Annotated in this window: 17 protein-coding genes; 3 read left to right on the top strand and 14 right to left on the bottom strand. The window is 34.8% G+C overall.

Features of this window, described 5'->3' with window-relative positions; genetic code table 11:
* Positions 1–26 precede the first annotated feature (26 nt).
* From Q9B79_RS24775 to Q9B79_RS24755, 5 genes are all read right to left on the bottom strand, one after another.
* Complete coding sequence (locus tag Q9B79_RS24775; protein ID WP_306188494.1) at positions 27–575, bottom strand: FAD synthetase family protein; 549 nt, start codon at positions 573–575, stop codon at positions 27–29.
* A 16-nt stretch (positions 576–591) separates the two neighbouring features.
* Positions 592–1,338, bottom strand: a complete 747-nt coding sequence (locus Q9B79_RS24770) for an IclR family transcriptional regulator (protein WP_306188492.1) — start codon at positions 1,336–1,338, stop codon at positions 592–594.
* Positions 1,339–1,487: 149 nt separating this feature from the next.
* Positions 1,488–2,960, bottom strand: coding sequence for a 4-hydroxyphenylacetate 3-hydroxylase family protein (locus Q9B79_RS24765; RefSeq protein ID WP_306188491.1), 1,473 nt, complete (start codon positions 2,958–2,960; stop codon positions 1,488–1,490).
* Between the two features lie 249 nt (positions 2,961–3,209).
* Complete coding sequence (locus Q9B79_RS24760) at positions 3,210–4,181, bottom strand: SPFH domain-containing protein (RefSeq protein ID WP_306188489.1); 972 nt, start codon at positions 4,179–4,181, stop codon at positions 3,210–3,212.
* Positions 4,182–4,183: 2 nt separating this feature from the next.
* On the bottom strand, positions 4,184–4,612 hold the full coding sequence (locus Q9B79_RS24755; protein WP_098669086.1) for an NfeD family protein: 429 nt from the start codon (positions 4,610–4,612) through the stop codon (positions 4,184–4,186).
* A 274-nt stretch (positions 4,613–4,886) separates the two neighbouring features.
* Here Q9B79_RS24755 and Q9B79_RS24750 point away from each other — a divergent pair, with 274 nt between their 5' ends.
* Positions 4,887–6,104, top strand: a complete 1,218-nt coding sequence (locus Q9B79_RS24750; protein WP_306188486.1) for an MFS transporter — start codon at positions 4,887–4,889, stop codon at positions 6,102–6,104.
* A gap of 45 nt (positions 6,105–6,149) precedes the next feature.
* On the opposite strand, the gene Q9B79_RS24745 is transcribed toward Q9B79_RS24750, so the two are convergent.
* The 5 genes from Q9B79_RS24745 to spoIIP all read right to left on the bottom strand — a co-directional run bounded on the left by Q9B79_RS24745 (position 6,150) and on the right by spoIIP (position 11,060).
* A complete protein-coding gene (locus Q9B79_RS24745) occupies positions 6,150–7,625 on the bottom strand; it encodes an amidase family protein (protein ID WP_306188484.1) in 1,476 nt (491 codons plus the stop codon).
* A 339-nt stretch (positions 7,626–7,964) separates the two neighbouring features.
* Complete coding sequence (locus tag Q9B79_RS24740) at positions 7,965–8,411, bottom strand: NUDIX hydrolase (protein ID WP_306188482.1); 447 nt, start codon at positions 8,409–8,411, stop codon at positions 7,965–7,967.
* 23 nt (positions 8,412–8,434) lie between these two features.
* Positions 8,435–9,175 (bottom strand): M15 family metallopeptidase, encoded by a 741-nt coding sequence (locus Q9B79_RS24735; RefSeq protein WP_306188480.1) that lies wholly within the window; start codon positions 9,173–9,175, stop codon positions 8,435–8,437.
* 11 nt (positions 9,176–9,186) lie between these two features.
* A complete protein-coding gene (locus Q9B79_RS24730) occupies positions 9,187–9,684 on the bottom strand; it encodes a GNAT family N-acetyltransferase (RefSeq protein ID WP_306188478.1) in 498 nt (165 codons plus the stop codon).
* A gap of 221 nt (positions 9,685–9,905) precedes the next feature.
* Positions 9,906–11,060 (bottom strand): stage II sporulation protein SpoIIP, encoded by a 1,155-nt coding sequence (gene spoIIP, locus Q9B79_RS24725; RefSeq protein ID WP_306188476.1) that lies wholly within the window; start codon positions 11,058–11,060, stop codon positions 9,906–9,908.
* Positions 11,061–11,149: 89 nt separating this feature from the next.
* On the opposite strand from spoIIP, the gene Q9B79_RS24720 reads away from it, so the two are divergent.
* Both Q9B79_RS24720 and Q9B79_RS24715 read left to right on the top strand, forming a co-directional pair.
* On the top strand, positions 11,150–11,446 hold the full coding sequence (locus Q9B79_RS24720; RefSeq protein ID WP_306188474.1) for a hypothetical protein: 297 nt from the start codon (positions 11,150–11,152) through the stop codon (positions 11,444–11,446).
* Positions 11,447–11,450: 4 nt separating this feature from the next.
* On the top strand, positions 11,451–11,756 hold the full coding sequence (locus Q9B79_RS24715; RefSeq protein WP_306188472.1) for a permease: 306 nt from the start codon (positions 11,451–11,453) through the stop codon (positions 11,754–11,756).
* On the opposite strand, the gene Q9B79_RS24710 is transcribed toward Q9B79_RS24715, so the two are convergent.
* From Q9B79_RS24710 to brnQ4, 4 genes are all read right to left on the bottom strand, one after another.
* On the bottom strand, positions 11,729–12,256 hold the full coding sequence (locus Q9B79_RS24710; RefSeq protein WP_306188470.1) for a DUF1572 domain-containing protein: 528 nt from the start codon (positions 12,254–12,256) through the stop codon (positions 11,729–11,731). The genes Q9B79_RS24715 and Q9B79_RS24710 overlap by 28 nt on opposite strands.
* Before the next feature lie 17 nt (positions 12,257–12,273).
* Positions 12,274–12,603, bottom strand: a complete 330-nt coding sequence (gene csaA, locus Q9B79_RS24705) for a chaperone CsaA (protein ID WP_306188468.1) — start codon at positions 12,601–12,603, stop codon at positions 12,274–12,276.
* 248 nt (positions 12,604–12,851) lie between these two features.
* Positions 12,852–14,393 carry an IS200/IS605 family accessory protein TnpB-related protein gene (locus tag Q9B79_RS24700; RefSeq protein WP_306188465.1) on the bottom strand — a complete coding sequence of 514 codons (1,542 nt, stop codon included), beginning with the start codon at positions 14,391–14,393 and terminating at the stop codon, positions 12,852–12,854.
* A gap of 295 nt (positions 14,394–14,688) precedes the next feature.
* Positions 14,689–16,026, bottom strand: a complete 1,338-nt coding sequence (gene brnQ4 / locus Q9B79_RS24695; protein ID WP_396133394.1) for a branched-chain amino acid transport system II carrier protein BrnQ4 — start codon at positions 16,024–16,026, stop codon at positions 14,689–14,691.
* Between the last annotated feature and the right edge of the window lie 317 nt (positions 16,027–16,343).

Below are 16,343 nucleotides of genomic sequence, written 5' to 3'. Positions count from 1 at the left end.
ATTTCCTCCTCATAATTCCTTTTTAGTTATATTGTTTTAAAAGACCAACCGAGCAAAGAGTTAGACTTTTGTAAATCTCCTTGATAAACATAATCTCTAATTCTCGTTGAAGATATTCGCTCACCTTCATCACAGCAAATATCTTTCACTATAGAAATATTGAAGTGCTCTCTTAGCAAATCTATATTGCCCTCCCGATTTTGTCCAAACTTAAAATCTTGGCCAACAAAAATTTCTACAGGGCTTAGTCTTTTTATATCTTGAATAAAACAACTCGCACTTTTTGTTATATAAGACTCATCAAACCGAATTACAATCACATGCTCAACACCAAGACTTTGAATACGTTTCACCTTCTCATCAATAGGTGTTAATACTTTCGCTCCTTGAAAGTATGAGCGTGGTGGTGGATCAAATGTATACACAACATTTGTTATCCTTAATACCTTTGCCTTCTCAACTGCATTTTTAATTACAGCTTGATGACCTTTATGCACACCATCAAATGCTCCAATTGAAACAATAGATTTCGTTAATTCAGGTATACACTGCTCATGTATATAAATGATACTCATCTCTTTTCTTCTAAAATTAAATTTCCAAATAGCCAAATTCCTTGGAAATCAAATTTGCTGTATTCATCACACTTTGAATTATGATTTCACGATTACTTCCCTGCATATACGATATAGGTCCAACAATATTAAGCGCCGCAATAGTTCTCCCAGTATAAGATCGAATAGGAGCTGCAATTCCATATAGTCCATGCTCATTTTCGTTATCACTAATTGAATAACCTTGCTTACGAATTTTCTGTAACTCTGTTTGGAATTGTTTGACACATGTAATGGTATTGGGTGCTCGTCGTAAAAGCCCTTTTTCTGAAGTATATTCTAAGGGTGATGAATGAAATGAAAGCAGCACTTTCCCTGTGCTTGTACAATATGCAGGTTCTCTTGATCCAACATGTGTTGAAATTTGAACGGACTCCTTCGCTGAAACTTTCAATATAAATACAACATCACCACGATCAAACATACCGATATGCACAGTACCGCTAAAATTTCTTACTAGCTCTTCAACAAGCGGAATTGCTCCACTATAAATCTCTTGCTGAAACATGACTTGATTTCCCCACTCTAACAATTTCCAACCTAATCTATATTTTCTTTGCTCATCTTGTATGAGCATTCCTTCTGCACACAACGTACGAACAAGGTGGTGAACTGTACTAGCATTCATCTTTAACTTTTCAGCTATTTCAGAATTTCCTAGTACTGGCTCATCACTAGTAAAACAATTTAGAATTTTACAAATTTTACCGATAGAAGCGATCAAATCATTTACCTCCCCTATTCCAGTTACAATCACAAAGTTCTAGATATTATTAAAAATATAAGAAGAATTACATCCTAACAGTAAAATTCTTTTTATCATCTATTGCTCCTTCCTTTTTCAAATTAAAATGTAAGCGTAAACATTTTTATTTAACTTAAGGCTCCTTCAGATGAACTCGATTGCAACGCATTGTTTACAAGTGAAAAAGTTTGTTGTTTTTTATACGCATTATAAAACATTCCCATTTTACGCACCGGATCTCCAGAATAATAACGCTCATATTGTAATAATCGTTGCCCAAAAGCTTCACCGCATAAATCCCACGCCAATTTAAACAAGCGAACTCGTTCCTCAGAGGATACGCCTTCACGCCCGATATAATACTTTTGCATATCATCTTGGATCTCGGGGGTCATAAAATCTGCACCTGTTGGTGACATTAATAATCCACCAGCACCAATGGTTTGAATAATCTCAATAGCACGTGGATACATCTTTGGTAATAAACTACGAATCGTATCAAGCGGTAGCCTCGCAGGAATAACTTCTCCATATGAATTCGTTTCATACTCATATTCAGCTACTTGCAGGAGTGCACGTATCGTTTCGACACCTTGCATCAGCTCTGCTAACTGATTTTGTACATTTAAAAACCCATCTACTCCTATCGAATCTGCTACTTTCATAGCTACTTCAGCAGCGAATGATAGTTTTACTAATCCTCTTACTCCAGATTGATGCGCTGGTTGATGACCAATTCCTGTTTTTGGGTACAATTGATTACCAGCTTCTACACTTTGATAAATAAATACTTTATCCCACGGGATAAACACATTATGAAATACTAGTAATGCATCCATTTCCTCAAACCTTGATGCAAGTGGATGATCAAATAAAGAACGTTTTCCATCTTGCATTGGCTCACGACATAGAATCCTGAGTCCTGGCGCATCAATCGGAACTGCAAAAGAGATCGCATGACGTTCATCACCTGGTTTAAAACTCGGATATGAATATATAATTACCTCATCCGTAATCGGCGCCAGTGTCGCTAACATTTTAGCACCACTCACATACATCCCTTCCGCTGTTTCACTTACTACCCCTAAATGCATTGTTTCATCTTCTTGTTGATGAGAAGCCTTACTCCGATCATTTTGTGGATTAATAATTGCATGTGTTAAAAACAAATCATTATCCCTTATATGTTTATAGTAATTTTTTATATTCGCTCCCCATTCTGGATTAAACTTCTCAAAAAACCACGAATTACTTGCCATCGAGGTAACCGTTACATTTAAAAAATCAGGTGTTCTACCCATTAAACCAAAAGTAGCTTTTGCCCATACTTCAAATAATTCACGGCGTACCTTTAAGTCCTCATAATTTTTAGGAACTAAAAATGCATTTGATACTCTTTCCCCTGTCTCTTCGCATATATGAGTAATTTTATCTTGATATTCTGGATGGTGCTGCATATCATATAAGTTCGCAATTTGTAAAATGGGTTCACGAAAAACATCTTCATTTACTACATCCGTTACTTTTCTCCCGCCAATCCAAATTTCAGGATTTCTTTTTCGCAATCCTTCAATATACTGTTCCCCTGTTCTAATGCCCATTCTTTCCCCTCCAATTTCCCATAATAATATACTAAAAAGTTTAGAAACATCATTAGATGACTGAATTTTCAATTATTATATCAATTTTATTTCTTACAAATTCTCCTTGATTTCATATTATGAAATTTTTAAATTTTTTTAGTAAATATGAAAAAGAACGGTTTTCCGTCCCTCACACATGTAATCTGTAAAATAAAACAATGCTAAAAAATAAAAAGAGAAATGGAATCCCATTTCTCTTTTTCGCTATTATTGTTCTTTTGGTGTATCCGACAAAGGCAATCTCTTCGCCTGTTTTTCTTTAAAAATTTCTCCAATCGCCCCGAGAGTACCCAGTGTTTCAATTGCATTAGACGGAATAAAGACTTTATTTGCTGGTCCTTTCGCAACCTCAATCAATGATTCAAATGATTTATAAGCAAGTATACGCTCATCTAAATTCGCTTCACGAAGTAATTCAATTCGATTTTGTTCTGCTTTTGCAATTTCCTCAATCGCTCTTGCTTCCCCTTGCGCTTCTAATTCTTTTGCTTCTTTAATACCTTCCGCTTCTCGAATACGTGCTTCTTTATCCCCTTCAGCCATTAGGATTTTACTTTGCTTTTCACCTTCAGCACGAAGAACTTTATCTTGCTTTGCAGCTTCTGCTTCTAATATAATCGCACGTTTATTACGTTCTGCTTTCATTTGCTTTTCCATTGACGCTTGCACATCTTTCGGCGGATTAATATCGACAACTTCAACACGTTCAATGCGAACGCCCCATTTTTCTGTAGCTTCATCAAGTGCTAAGCGGATTTCTGTTGAAATTTTTTCACGACCAGATAACGTTTCATCCAGTTCCATTTTACCAATGATTTGGCGCATCGTTGCTGAAGTAATGTTACGAACACCGTATTCATAGTTTGAAATACCATATGTCGCAAGTTCCGGTTCAACGACTTGATAGAAAATAATCGTATCAATTTCTACTTGTACATTATCTTTCGTAATTACCTTTTGCGGTGGTACATTCGTTTGTTGAATACGTAAGTCATGATATACACGAACGCGATCTACAATCGGGATTAATAAATTTAGTCCTGGCTGCATAACACGTTGAAACTTACCAAATCTTTCAACGACTCCAACCTTTTGCTGTGGAATAATTTTAATTGTTAATGCAATAAATGTAACAACAATTAGTGCGAAAATAATGGTTAATGTTAATGCTGCAACCATATTTATTCACTCTCCTTTTTTACTTGTAATATAGTACTATGCCTCTTTATAACAATAACTTTTTCTCCAGCATCAATTGGATCATCTGCAATAGCTGTCCAAGTATCTCCATCCACCTTCACAATACCATTCGCTTCATTTGTAATCGCTTGCATAATAATCCCTTTTTTACCGACTAACATATCTACTGTATCTGTAAAACCTTTTGCTTCTCGAAAGTTTTTTGAAATTCTTTTCGTAAAGAAAGTCAATGTTAAACTTACAATCGCACCGACAATAACTTGTAACAGTAGTGCTTCAGGAGCAAACAAAGCTATTAGACCTCCGACAACAGCTCCAATTCCAAGCCAAAGCATATAAAAGGTAATCGACAACATTTCTGCAATAAATAAAATACCAGCTATTATAAACCATATTACCCAAGCAGCCATATGCAACCCTCACTTTCTTTCTCATTTTCTATATGTATATGATGAAAAGAATGGTTTATCCGCCCTTTCTAATACGTAGGCGCTTACTACAAGCTATTGTACATATTCACTGTTTTAATGAGTATTATTAAAATACTATATTAATATATTCTTCATTATACATGAAAATCCCTTTCAAGAATCGACAAAAAATGAAATTCTTTCGAAAATTTAATTTTCAAATTATAATTATTTTAAATACTAAAATATTATTTTTAGGAAGGCGGTGTGCTCATTGCAAAATCGTTCATTAACTTACTATTTAGGATCGAAAATATGTATTACTCTCGCTGACATCGTATACATCATGATTATTACAACCCATATGTATATCACAACGAAATCAGCTACATTAACTGCTCTGTTTCCATTACTCCAGGTCATAACTAATCTTATAGCAAATACATCTGCACCACTTATAATGAATCGTTTTTCATCTTATTCCTTACTTTTCACACTACAATGGACAAAAACTGCTCTCTTATTTTTATTAATGATATTCTTCCCATCCCTGTCCACAAACATTGTAGCACTATTCATTTTCATTTTTTTCATTTCATTATGTAGTGGCTGGAGCGCTCCATTACTTTACGGTATTCTACCGCGCCTTACACCACAAGAAAATTTAGTAAAAGTAAATAGTATCTTTTCCTTTTCCACACAAATTGCACAAGCCGCTGCTTATTCATTTACAAGTGTTATTGTTCTTCTTATCGGCGCCACCTCTACACTCATGATGAATAACATTTTGATGATTTTTGGATGTGTTGCACTACACATTTCATTACGTCCTATACATAATGAACGAGTAATAGAGCCTTCTTCTTCAAAAGGCGCTGCTTTATTGGAAGGTTGGAAACTCTTATTTCAAAATCCATCTCTCCGTACCGTCACATGTATGGACTTAATGGAAACTTTCGCAGGGACGATTTGGGTTGGTGCTATTACGATGGCTTATGTAACAACTGTCCTTCATAAAGGAGAGGAATGGTGGGGATATATTAATACAAGTTATTATGTTGGGACGTTAATTGGCGGGATATTAGCGTGGAAAATGAGTACATACATTCAAAACAATTTAATACGTTCCATGGCGATAGGCTCTCTTATGTTTAGTATTCTTACATTTTTATATGGTATGACAAGTAGCGGGTTTATTGCGCTTTTTCTATGCGTTCTAATGGGTCCATGTTATCAAATTAGAGATATTTCTCAAACGACAGTACTACAATCAAGTGTCGCTCCTACTTTATTATCAAATATGTATACAGCTCATGGCGCACTTCTTTCGACAGCTTCCGGTCTTTCTATGCTTAGTGTTGGAATTATTACCGATTTGTTCGGTGTTCGTACAATTTATATCCTCGCTTCTATCCTTATATTATGCTCTGCTTGTTTATCATTTAACTTATTAAAATATGATCAGACAAAGCAAAAAAACATTTCACTTTAATGAACAAAATAAATAGGACAGGAATTCCTGCCCTATTTATTTTGTTCATGATAAGTTAGGGATTTTCCTATGCTTTGTCGCTTGTTCAAAAGCGTATGCGAGTTTAATCAAAGTCCCCTCAGAAAAAGCAGTGCTTGCAAGCGTAATTCCAAATGGTCTCCCGTTATCCATATATCCCGCTGGTATCGCTATAGATGGATAACCTGCTTTCGCACATATAGTGGATCCGATATATGAAGGGAATAGAATTGCGTCAAGATTATATTTTCCCAATGAAAAATCAATACCTTGTTCTCGTGAAAAATATATATCTTCTAATCTTGCATTTAAATATTCTGGATTTCTTAACGTATTAGGAAAATCTTTTCTTCTTTCTAACTTAGTTTGTCCATATTTCAAAGCTCTTTCAGCTATGTTTTCATTAAACGCCATTAACTCTGAAATAGAATGTACTGGCATAGTAGAAGGTAATTTAGAAAGATAGTTATCCAAACTATGCTTTAGTTCATAAAGCGATACTCCCCAGCTCCATTCTCTATGAAAAGACGGAATATCAATATTTTCTATTACTGTTGCTCCCTCACTCCACAATACTTCAATCGTTTCCTTAAACAATTTTTCATCATACTCACCAGTTTCATAATATTCTTTTGGTGCATTACTATATACTCCAATCTTTGCTCCATGTAAACCGTTAACATCAAGATATTTTGTAAAATCACGTTCTGCTATCCATTCACTTTTATGAGTAGCTACATCTTTCTCATCTACTCCAGTTAAACTCCCTAGCAAAATAGCTGCATCTGTTACTGTTCTAGCAAATGGCCCCGCTGTATCTTGCGAATACGTAAACGGAATAATACCTCTACGACTAATTAAACCGACAGTCGGTTTAATACCTACCACAGAGTTTTGAACAGCTGGACTTAAAATAGAACCATCTGTTTCCGTTCCAACAGATACTACTGTAAAGTTAGCAGCAACTGCTATAGCAGATCCTGTACTTGAGCCACCAACAAACATGTCATCCTCGCCCGTTCCGTATGGATTGATTGTTTGTCCACCTCTTGCACTATATCCAGCCCACATGTCAAACGACATTGCATTTGCTAATTCTGTCATATTTGTCTTTCCGATTATCACTGCCCCTGCTTCTCGCAGCTTCGTAACGAGAAATGCATCTTCACTACTTATATTTTGTGCTAACGCAATCGTACCTGCACTTGTATGCATAGAGTCATTCGTTTCAATATTATCCTTAAGTAAAACCGGTATACCATGTAATGGACCTCTTATACCTTTAATCTTTTTTTCATAATCTAACGCTTCTGCAATAAAGATGGCGTCTGGATTGATTTCTAAAATAGAATTGATTTTCGATCCGTCTTGATCATACTTCGCGATTCTATGAAGATAATACATAACTAATTCTTTTGAAGTTAACTGCCCAGCTGCCATTGCTTTTTGTATATCATAAATATTTAATTCTTTTTGTAGTAGTGTATTGAACTGAATCTCCATCATCATTCTCCTTCTATAAAGTGAAACTTTAATCAGTGGGGGGGTTCTTCATCCCCCACTGATTATTAGTTGAACCAATCGGACTTTTATGGGCAGTTGATCCCCCACCTAAATTCTTTGCTTTCGCTGAATTTTGAGGTGGGGGGTCTTACTGCCCATTAAAGTGGGATAAAGCCTTTTATTGATTACATGTACCTATTAGTTTTTCATTTTCTCCGCCCCTCGCATATACAACTTCAATTCCTTTAATAGAATTCAACTCACTAATATAAAAACCTTTTATTTCCTGAAAAATAAAAAGAGTCTGAAACGAATGATTTTACGTTTCAGACTCTTTTATTACTGCACGTATACTTCTTCTAACAGATGTAAAAACTCCCCTTGTTTCCCGGCTAATTCAGGGCATGTTGCAATATCAATCCATTCGTAGCAAAATACTAAACCTTCATCTTCCTCACCGGCACTTACAATATGTTCCCACGTATCCTTTACATCTGTTAGTAACGTTACGTGGAAAAAGTGACGTTTTTCATATTCCTGTTTGTCCTTCACATGTATAATATAATCTGCTAGAAAACGCTCTATACATAAATGACGTAATCCAGACTCTTCTTGTACTTCACGTAAAATCGCTGCTTCTAACGTTTCCCCTTCGTCAACTGTTCCCCCTGGTATTTGTATACCAGCTTCAGGTATATCACGATGTTTAAAAACAAGCAATTGCATAACTCCCTCTTTTTCTCTTGTCACATATGCGTGTACTTTTTTCTTATATAACATCGTCATAATCCTTCTCTCCCCTCAATTGCTCATTGCGTTACTTCTTCAAGTGTCAGTTGATTTTCATATAAATATGTAGCTTGTGGATTCCCCACATACCTCACGTGCCATGGTTCAAATCGATAGCCCGTAAGAGATTCTTTCTCTTTTGTATATCGAATAACAAAACCAAATTTATGGGCATTTTCAGAAAGCCACTGCCCTTCTTTCGTTTCACCAAAAACGGTCTCTAACTGAAACTTAGCAGATTGAGATGTAATATCCATAGCAAGCCCTGTTTGATGTTCACTCGTTCCAGGAACTGCACTAGACATCGCTGTTTTTGCTTCTCCATCTTGTTTTTTATACATCGTATTTAATGCTTTTTGTCGATCAAAAGATCTAAATCCAGAGACTGCAAATAAGAAAATGCGCTCCTTATCAGCTTGCTGAAACATTTCTTCTAACGCCCCTGCTGCTTCTTTCCTCATTTTTTTCTTTTCTTGATCACCTTCACTTGAGTAGCGCACTTTCGGAATAACTAAATCTGGCGGTCTGTACCCATCTGGCAAACGCCTACTTTTATTCACAAGCACAAGCATCGAATTCGGATTACTAATTACTGCAATATCACCATCCATATTCGCAATCGTTTCTTTCGCTTTCGGAAATATGTTATTTACATTTACCTCGCGCGCCTGCTTATCCTTATACATTTTATAATTAATTCCTGCTACTCCAATAATAAGTACCATCGCTACGATACCAAGTAGTGTCCATCTTTTTTTCATATAACGACCTCTTATTTTAATAATTTGGCCATTTCATACTCATCGATATTCTCTCCATCGATAACAAGAGAAGCTCTTTTGACACCTTCTTTCTCAAATCCAGCTTTTTTATATAGTGCCTGAGCTCTTGTATTATGGGCCATTACCGTTAATTCTAAACGCCATACATCATGTAATCTTGCCCACTTCTCAGCCTCTTTAAACAATCTCGTGCCAATACCTCGCCCGCTATACTCTTGCAAAATACCAATTACAATACTTGCTACATGTCTCTTTCTTTGAATATGATTTCCATTCATTAAAATAAACCCTACTATTCTCTCTTCTTCAACTGCTACCAATATTGTTGCATACTCATTTTCTATAAAGCGATGAATCATTTGTTCTTGTTGCTCGGCTGTAAATTTTCTTTCTCCTGGTTCATACAACATAAATTTCGTTTCTTCATCTAATTGCTTACTTAATTGCAAAAATGATGCTGCATCTTCTATTTGGATCTTCCTAATCACTTCAATCACCCTATCAGTTTCATAATAAAAAGCTTTCCTTGTAAAAAGATTTTCTCTACTTTCCCGAAAATCCCTTTGTAAATCTCCCAGTATAATTTGACAAATTTCGATATTACTATAACAACGACAAATTATGTCTATTCTGTGACGTCTCATCATTACAAAAAAACGTAAGCATTACACTCACGTTTTTCACACTCTCCCACTAATTTAAGATCACTTTATCCATTCACCTTTTCTGCCTGCCAAAAATATTCACCAAATGCTTTAGCTAATGCATCAATCGATCGATTTAGTTCTTCCTCTGTATTATCTACACCACCAACTTCAATTAATATTGCTTGCCCTGACAAATCTTGATTATAGACTCCATTGCCTGTTTGGAATCCTTTTTGTATGACACCGCGGCTAACACCTGGATATTTCTTATTAATTGTCTCGTGTAAAGCCGTTGCTAATTGTAAGTTCTTTTCATAGTTTTTATTTCCTTTTCCTATTACGAAAGCAAGCTTTGCATATGATTTATCTCCAATTGCTTTTGTCGTTACATTTTTCCGAGCACTATCACGATGTAAGTCAAAAAAGTACTGCAATTCCTTATTGCCAGTCATTGCTTCTTGTACAATTTCCCGTGACATTTTGTAAGAACTATTACTATTTAACCCTTTACTAATCAACTTTTGACCGATATCCGTCTTATCGTTAGTAGCTCCGATTCCTTCACTTGCTAATTGTTCACGAAATCGATCGCCTACTATTGAAATATTCGTAACGGAACTTGTCGCTTTATTTGGATTTGGATCATTTGCTAAATTCAGTAACGGCAAATAAGATTCCCAACTATGCGTATGATAAATAAATGCAACTTGTCGTTTCCCTGTCGTTTGAGCCGGTTGCTTTTTCTCTTTATTCGTATCCGGCTTTGGAGCCTGTCCACCTTCTCCAGTCCGTTCTTTTACTACTTCTTCAAGTGGCACACTCGATTCTATCGGTAAGTTAGAATAATTTGTCCCTTCACCCGCAATTACAATTTCTGTATCGTACTTACCAAAACCAGGTAGCTCTTTTCCGACAAAACTGCGTACATCGTTAAAACGAATATTCGTAGCCATAGAAAAAAGAAACGAAGAAATCGAAAAATCTTGATTTAAATTTCGATATTCCTGTGTAAAATAATGATTCTCTTTTCCCAATACGTACATGTAACCATTCATCGATAACTCATTTAACCAATTATATAAATACGTTGACTTTGTCTCTTTCATAGAAGTTACCATCATACTAATAAGAAAAAAAGTCGCTAGTACTGTAGCAATAATAAATAAAATTAACTTACGTACACTTGTGAATTTCACATAAAAAAAGCCTCGATTCATACTATCACCCTCTCTATTTCAAGTTATGTACAAGCTCTAGAGAATAGACCGTCTAAATTCCGGCTATATTGTTAATGAGGTGAACTGAATTGAAGCTACTAATAGGAACATTACCCATTGTACTATCATTTATTTTTTATTGGCTCGCTAAGTATCCTACAATCCGTGTTGCATTCCATATCTCAGCGTACTTAGCAATTTATGTACTCGGTACAATTATTTCTATTCATATATATGATGTTTTAATGCAAGATTTGGTTTTCATGACAAGCATTCATGGCATTTTACTAAACCCGTTTTTTCTTATATCAGGAGCGTATGTAGGGATATACACTTTATACCTACTTTTGTCTTACATGATTACAAATATGAAAAATGGAGCGTAATGAGATGCAACCACCGTTTATCTGTCAGACATGTAAAAAAAGAATTACGCGAAAGAAAGATCTTATTTCTACCACACGGTACTTCCGCTTTTATTTATTTCACAGTGATTGCTTTAAACGACAGCAAGTGTTTATCTCACGATTTATCCCCGTGAATACACTTTTTAATTTCTTTCTTATTATATATGGACTTATTTTTGGCAGCATTCTTATGATTACAGAGCCATCTATCATTTGGCTCATTTTCTTATTTCCAATTTCATATCGTTTTCTTTCCTATTATTATGTTGAACGTTTTTTCTCTACATAACTTGCAGACTGTCCTCTAGGAATACTTAAACATTCCCAATCATTTTCTTTTAACATTTTACCAATGTAAATCATTTGTCCAATATGCAAAGCATAATGAGAAATTTGTCTTTCAATTGCTTGCATGACAGTATGTGCTTCACCGCGAATATATACCGTCTGTAATACATGTTCCGGCGTTAGCACATTCATCGTTTTAAAAACATATTCCCATCCTTCATTCCATGCTGCAAGTACCTCTTCCTTAGAAGAATAACCACCTTCAAATTCAGCATCTCGGTTGCGATCTATTTTTTCACCATCAGATGATAAAAAATCCGTCCATCTAGAACGCATATTACCGTGCAGATGCTTAATTATGATTGCTATGCTATTTGTTGCTTCATGAGAAGACCATTGAATCTGTTCATATGTTAATTGTGAAAGCACCCGTTCCCCTTGTTTCTTTGTTGCTTCAAAATTCGAAATGGCACACTGTACGTATTCGCGTCCAATATCCATGTTCCCCCGCCTTTACATTAACTAATTTTTGTTCCGTTTGGTAATTCCATATTAGGTTGAAGCAGCACAACATCACCAGTCTCAGGAACTCCTCCTAATACAAGTACTTCCGATTTGAATCCAGCTACACGTTTTGGCGGGAAATTTACAATCGCAACGATTTGCTGACCAATTAAATCTTTCGGATTATATCTTTTCGTGATTTGAGCACTTGAATGCTTTATTCCAAGCTCTCCAAAATCAATTTCTAGTTTAATTGCTGGAACTCTCGCTTCTTTAAATTCCTCTGCATGTGTTACAGTTCCAATTCTTACATCCAAAGTTAAAAAATCTTCAAAATTAGCCATTTTATCATTCCTGGTTTGAAATTCTTATAAAAATCTATACATTGTTGGCGAACCAAGTCAAATGCCAACTACCGAAAAGGAATCTCACCTTTTTTCCTGTCCGTAAGGGTTGTGACCTTTTCATCCACCTATTGTGAAAGAGTGACGGCAGGTTCCTGTTAGGAACGGTCTGTTTTTGCATACTACCATTCATCCAAGTCAGTAGTATGCAAGAGGTTATAAGAACGAAACCAGTACCCCCTTCTCATTTAAATTTTAAATACGAATTGTTGATTGCTCATATAAACAGTTTTGTGAAGAATGCTCCACAATTTCCAATTGTGATATTCTTTCCACGTTTTAATTGTTTGTAACCATTTTTTATATACTTTTTTCGTATTCTTTTTACTTTCTTCCATGGAAGCAACAAGAATACGCAGTTTTGTTGTAATTTGGTTTTTTAATAATAATATAATCTCTTTTGGTAATTGTTCTTGCAATTCTAATCCACGTCTTGCGATCGTGAATGCGGCTGCTTCATGAACGCTAATACCGAAATTTTTACTGTATTTTAATTTTCCAATCACACTTGTATAAGCGGGGTTTACTGTTTTAACAGAAAATCCGTTACGAAGACCCATACGAATTAAACTGTTCAACATCTTCTTATACGTAAATTGATGGAAATTTCGATTACTGTATTTATCAGTATCATGAGATTGTTGAAACTTTAAATCTTCTAAAACAATTCCACCTACATTGTTTTCCAATAACCATGTTTTAATTTGTTGTACAATTTGTCCAATTATCGTTGCGCGTTTGTTTGTTAAAAACGTATTCAGATTGTGTAGATAAAAAATTTTTGAACCTTTAAAATTACCTTGTTTTGTACATAAACTAACTGCAATGCGGTCCGGATTTACATCAATTCCTGCAATTACATCTGGTGTTTCCTTGAGATCTAGTACACGACCTATTTCCGTTTCATCAAACGTAATATTTACATAAAATTCATTTTGTTTACGAATGATTTCTACACTATATTTTTGATGCTCTATAATCGGTTTTCCTTTTGGATTTACACCGATTTGCTCTCCCATAACGACATTTGTAATTTGATGATAAAAACGATATGGAATGATAATCGGAACTTTGATTCGTGGGCTTTTTGTTTTTCCATTTGTTAGTCTTAATGGATTTGCAATTTCTAACCATCCTTGCCCACAGTCATCAACTGTAATGCGCATGTTCAAATTCCCTTTTTTGCTTTTATCTCCACGAGAATATAATTGTCGTGTCCGCAAATCTTTCCATTCTTGATTGGATATCTTGTTTTTCATTCTTTCATAGAAATTTTTCCGCCCACCAAAAATAATAGGAGGTAATGTTTTATTTTTAATATGTTTTGCATACGTTTCAATTTTTTGTTCTAATTTTTGTTTTCGTTTTCTTAAACCAATTAAACAAGTTTCTAATGAAACTTGTTTAGGTCTTTTTTTGCCGCGTTCATAATCATCTATTTTTTGTAACGTCTTTTCTAACTTTTTTTGATTGTTTTCTAGGTAAACAGGAAGAAGTTCTTTTTGAGAGAAAAGGATAGTTTGCGCTTGTAAAATCGCATCTTCACAAAAACGTTTATTTAACAAATATTTAGGTTGTAGTTTTTTTATCAATTCTTTCTCGTTTTCGCCCTCAATCAAACGATTAAAACTATATCGTTTTGCACTTTCAAACGTACGAATCAAAGTAATTAAATCTTCCGTTTGTTCTTTTGTGATAGAACTGATTTTACAAGCCCGTGTTGTTTTCATCCTTTCCACCCTTTTCTAATACGGATTTTTTAGTGTTCTATCCGCAATAAAAATACCTTCTTTATCCCAATTCCGTAAAGTTTGTTGTGTTTTTCCTAATATGTTTGTAGCTTTCTCAATTGAAATATAATTTTTCATTTTCATCACCTAAAAATATTACGTGTTGAATTCCATAAAATAAACAACCTTAAATTATATTTTTTTATATTTATTTACAAATTTTTATTTACTCTTATTTCCTCCCAATTATTACTTAGACAAAACCTAAAAATCCCCTTTAAAAAAAGAAAGGCGCCTAAGCACCTTTCTTTTGTAATTCACTTGATTCATTTGATTTATAGAAGAAGAAACCGAGAATCCCGCCAATACATGATGGGATTAACCATCCTATTCCTTCGTTATATAATGGTAACATTTGCAATACGTTAGAAATCGCGTCAATTTTAATCTTCGCACTTTCTAAACCGTTAAAGAAACTAATTAACAATGCACCTAAAATAGCTCCAATATAAATGGTATTACGCTTCCCAATCCATTTATGGAAGTAAGAAAGTACGATTAATACGATTGCAACTGGGTAAATGATCATCAACACTGGTAAAGTAACTGCGATTAATTGTGTTAAACCTAGGTTAGATACAATTAAACTAAACACACATACCATTGTTACAATCGTTTTATGCGAAAGTTTAGGGAATAAGTTTGTAAAGAAGCCAGCACAAGCCGATGTTAAACCAACAGAAGTTGTTAAACAAGCAAGTATAATAACAAGCCCTAATAAAATTTTACCACTTGTTCCATATAACTCATTTACAACATTCGTTAAAATAAGCCCACCATTCTCTGATACCCCAAGTGATGTACTTGTTGAACCAAGATAAGCAAGTGATAAATAGATTAACGTTAAACCAAGTACTGCAATAATACCCGATACTACTGTTATTTTTGCAACTTGACTACTTTCTTGTATTCCTTTAGAACGGATAACTTGTACAACGACAATTCCAAATACAAGCGCACTAATTGCATCCATCGTTAAATATCCTTGAATAAATCCACCAAAGAAAGCATTTTCTTTGTATGCTGCTAGCGGCGCAGCTGGTTCTCCAATTGGATCAATAATTGCCTTTCCGACAATAACAGCAACAATCAATACTAACAATGGAGTAAGAAATTTCCCAAACCAATCCACTAATTTAGATGGATTTAATGATAAATACCACGTTATTCCGAAGAAAACTATCGTGAAAAGAAATAGCATGTACCATTCGGAAACCAATGCCTCTGATAAAAATGGCTTCATACCCATTTCAAATGAAACGGCTCCAGTACGCGGAATGGCGAAAAATGGTCCAATTGCTAAATAGCTAATCAATGGGAAAATAAACGCAAATATCGGGTGAACTCTAGAAGATAGCGCTTTCAAGTCCCCCTCTACAAACGCGACAGCTGTTACAGCTAATAGGGGTAATCCGACTCCCGTCACAAGGAATCCAATTGTAGCAACCCAAACATTTTCTCCAGCTTGTTGCCCTAAAACTGGTGGAAAAATTAAATTTCCTGCTCCTAAAAATAGTGCAAATAACATTAAACCAATTGCTACTGTATCACCTGGCCTTAAACGTCCCTTCATACTTTTCATTTGCATAGCACTTTTTCATTGTTTATCTCTATTTCCACAATATGCTATGCATCCTCCTCTCTGCTCAAGCTGATAAAATACGCCCCTTACAAAGCAGTGTCTTTCTCTATAATTTCTCCATTCCCCTTATTTTTACTCTAATTATTAATTTTTGATTTTTTTGAATATTCAACTCATTAGAGTGGTATTGCGTGGAGTATAGTTGTCAGACCTCTTTGTTTTTATCACACATATAGTAACATATTTAGTTGAAAAATAAAAACATATTTTCAAATTGATTTTTTTGAAAATCCAAATTATCTACATTT

The organism is Bacillus sp. MHSD_36, assembly GCF_030757775.1.
Lineage (GTDB): Bacteria > Bacillota > Bacilli > Bacillales > Bacillaceae_G > Bacillus_A.
The sequence above is the reverse complement of the archived record's forward strand: the minus strand, read 5'-3'. Positions and strand labels throughout refer to the sequence as shown.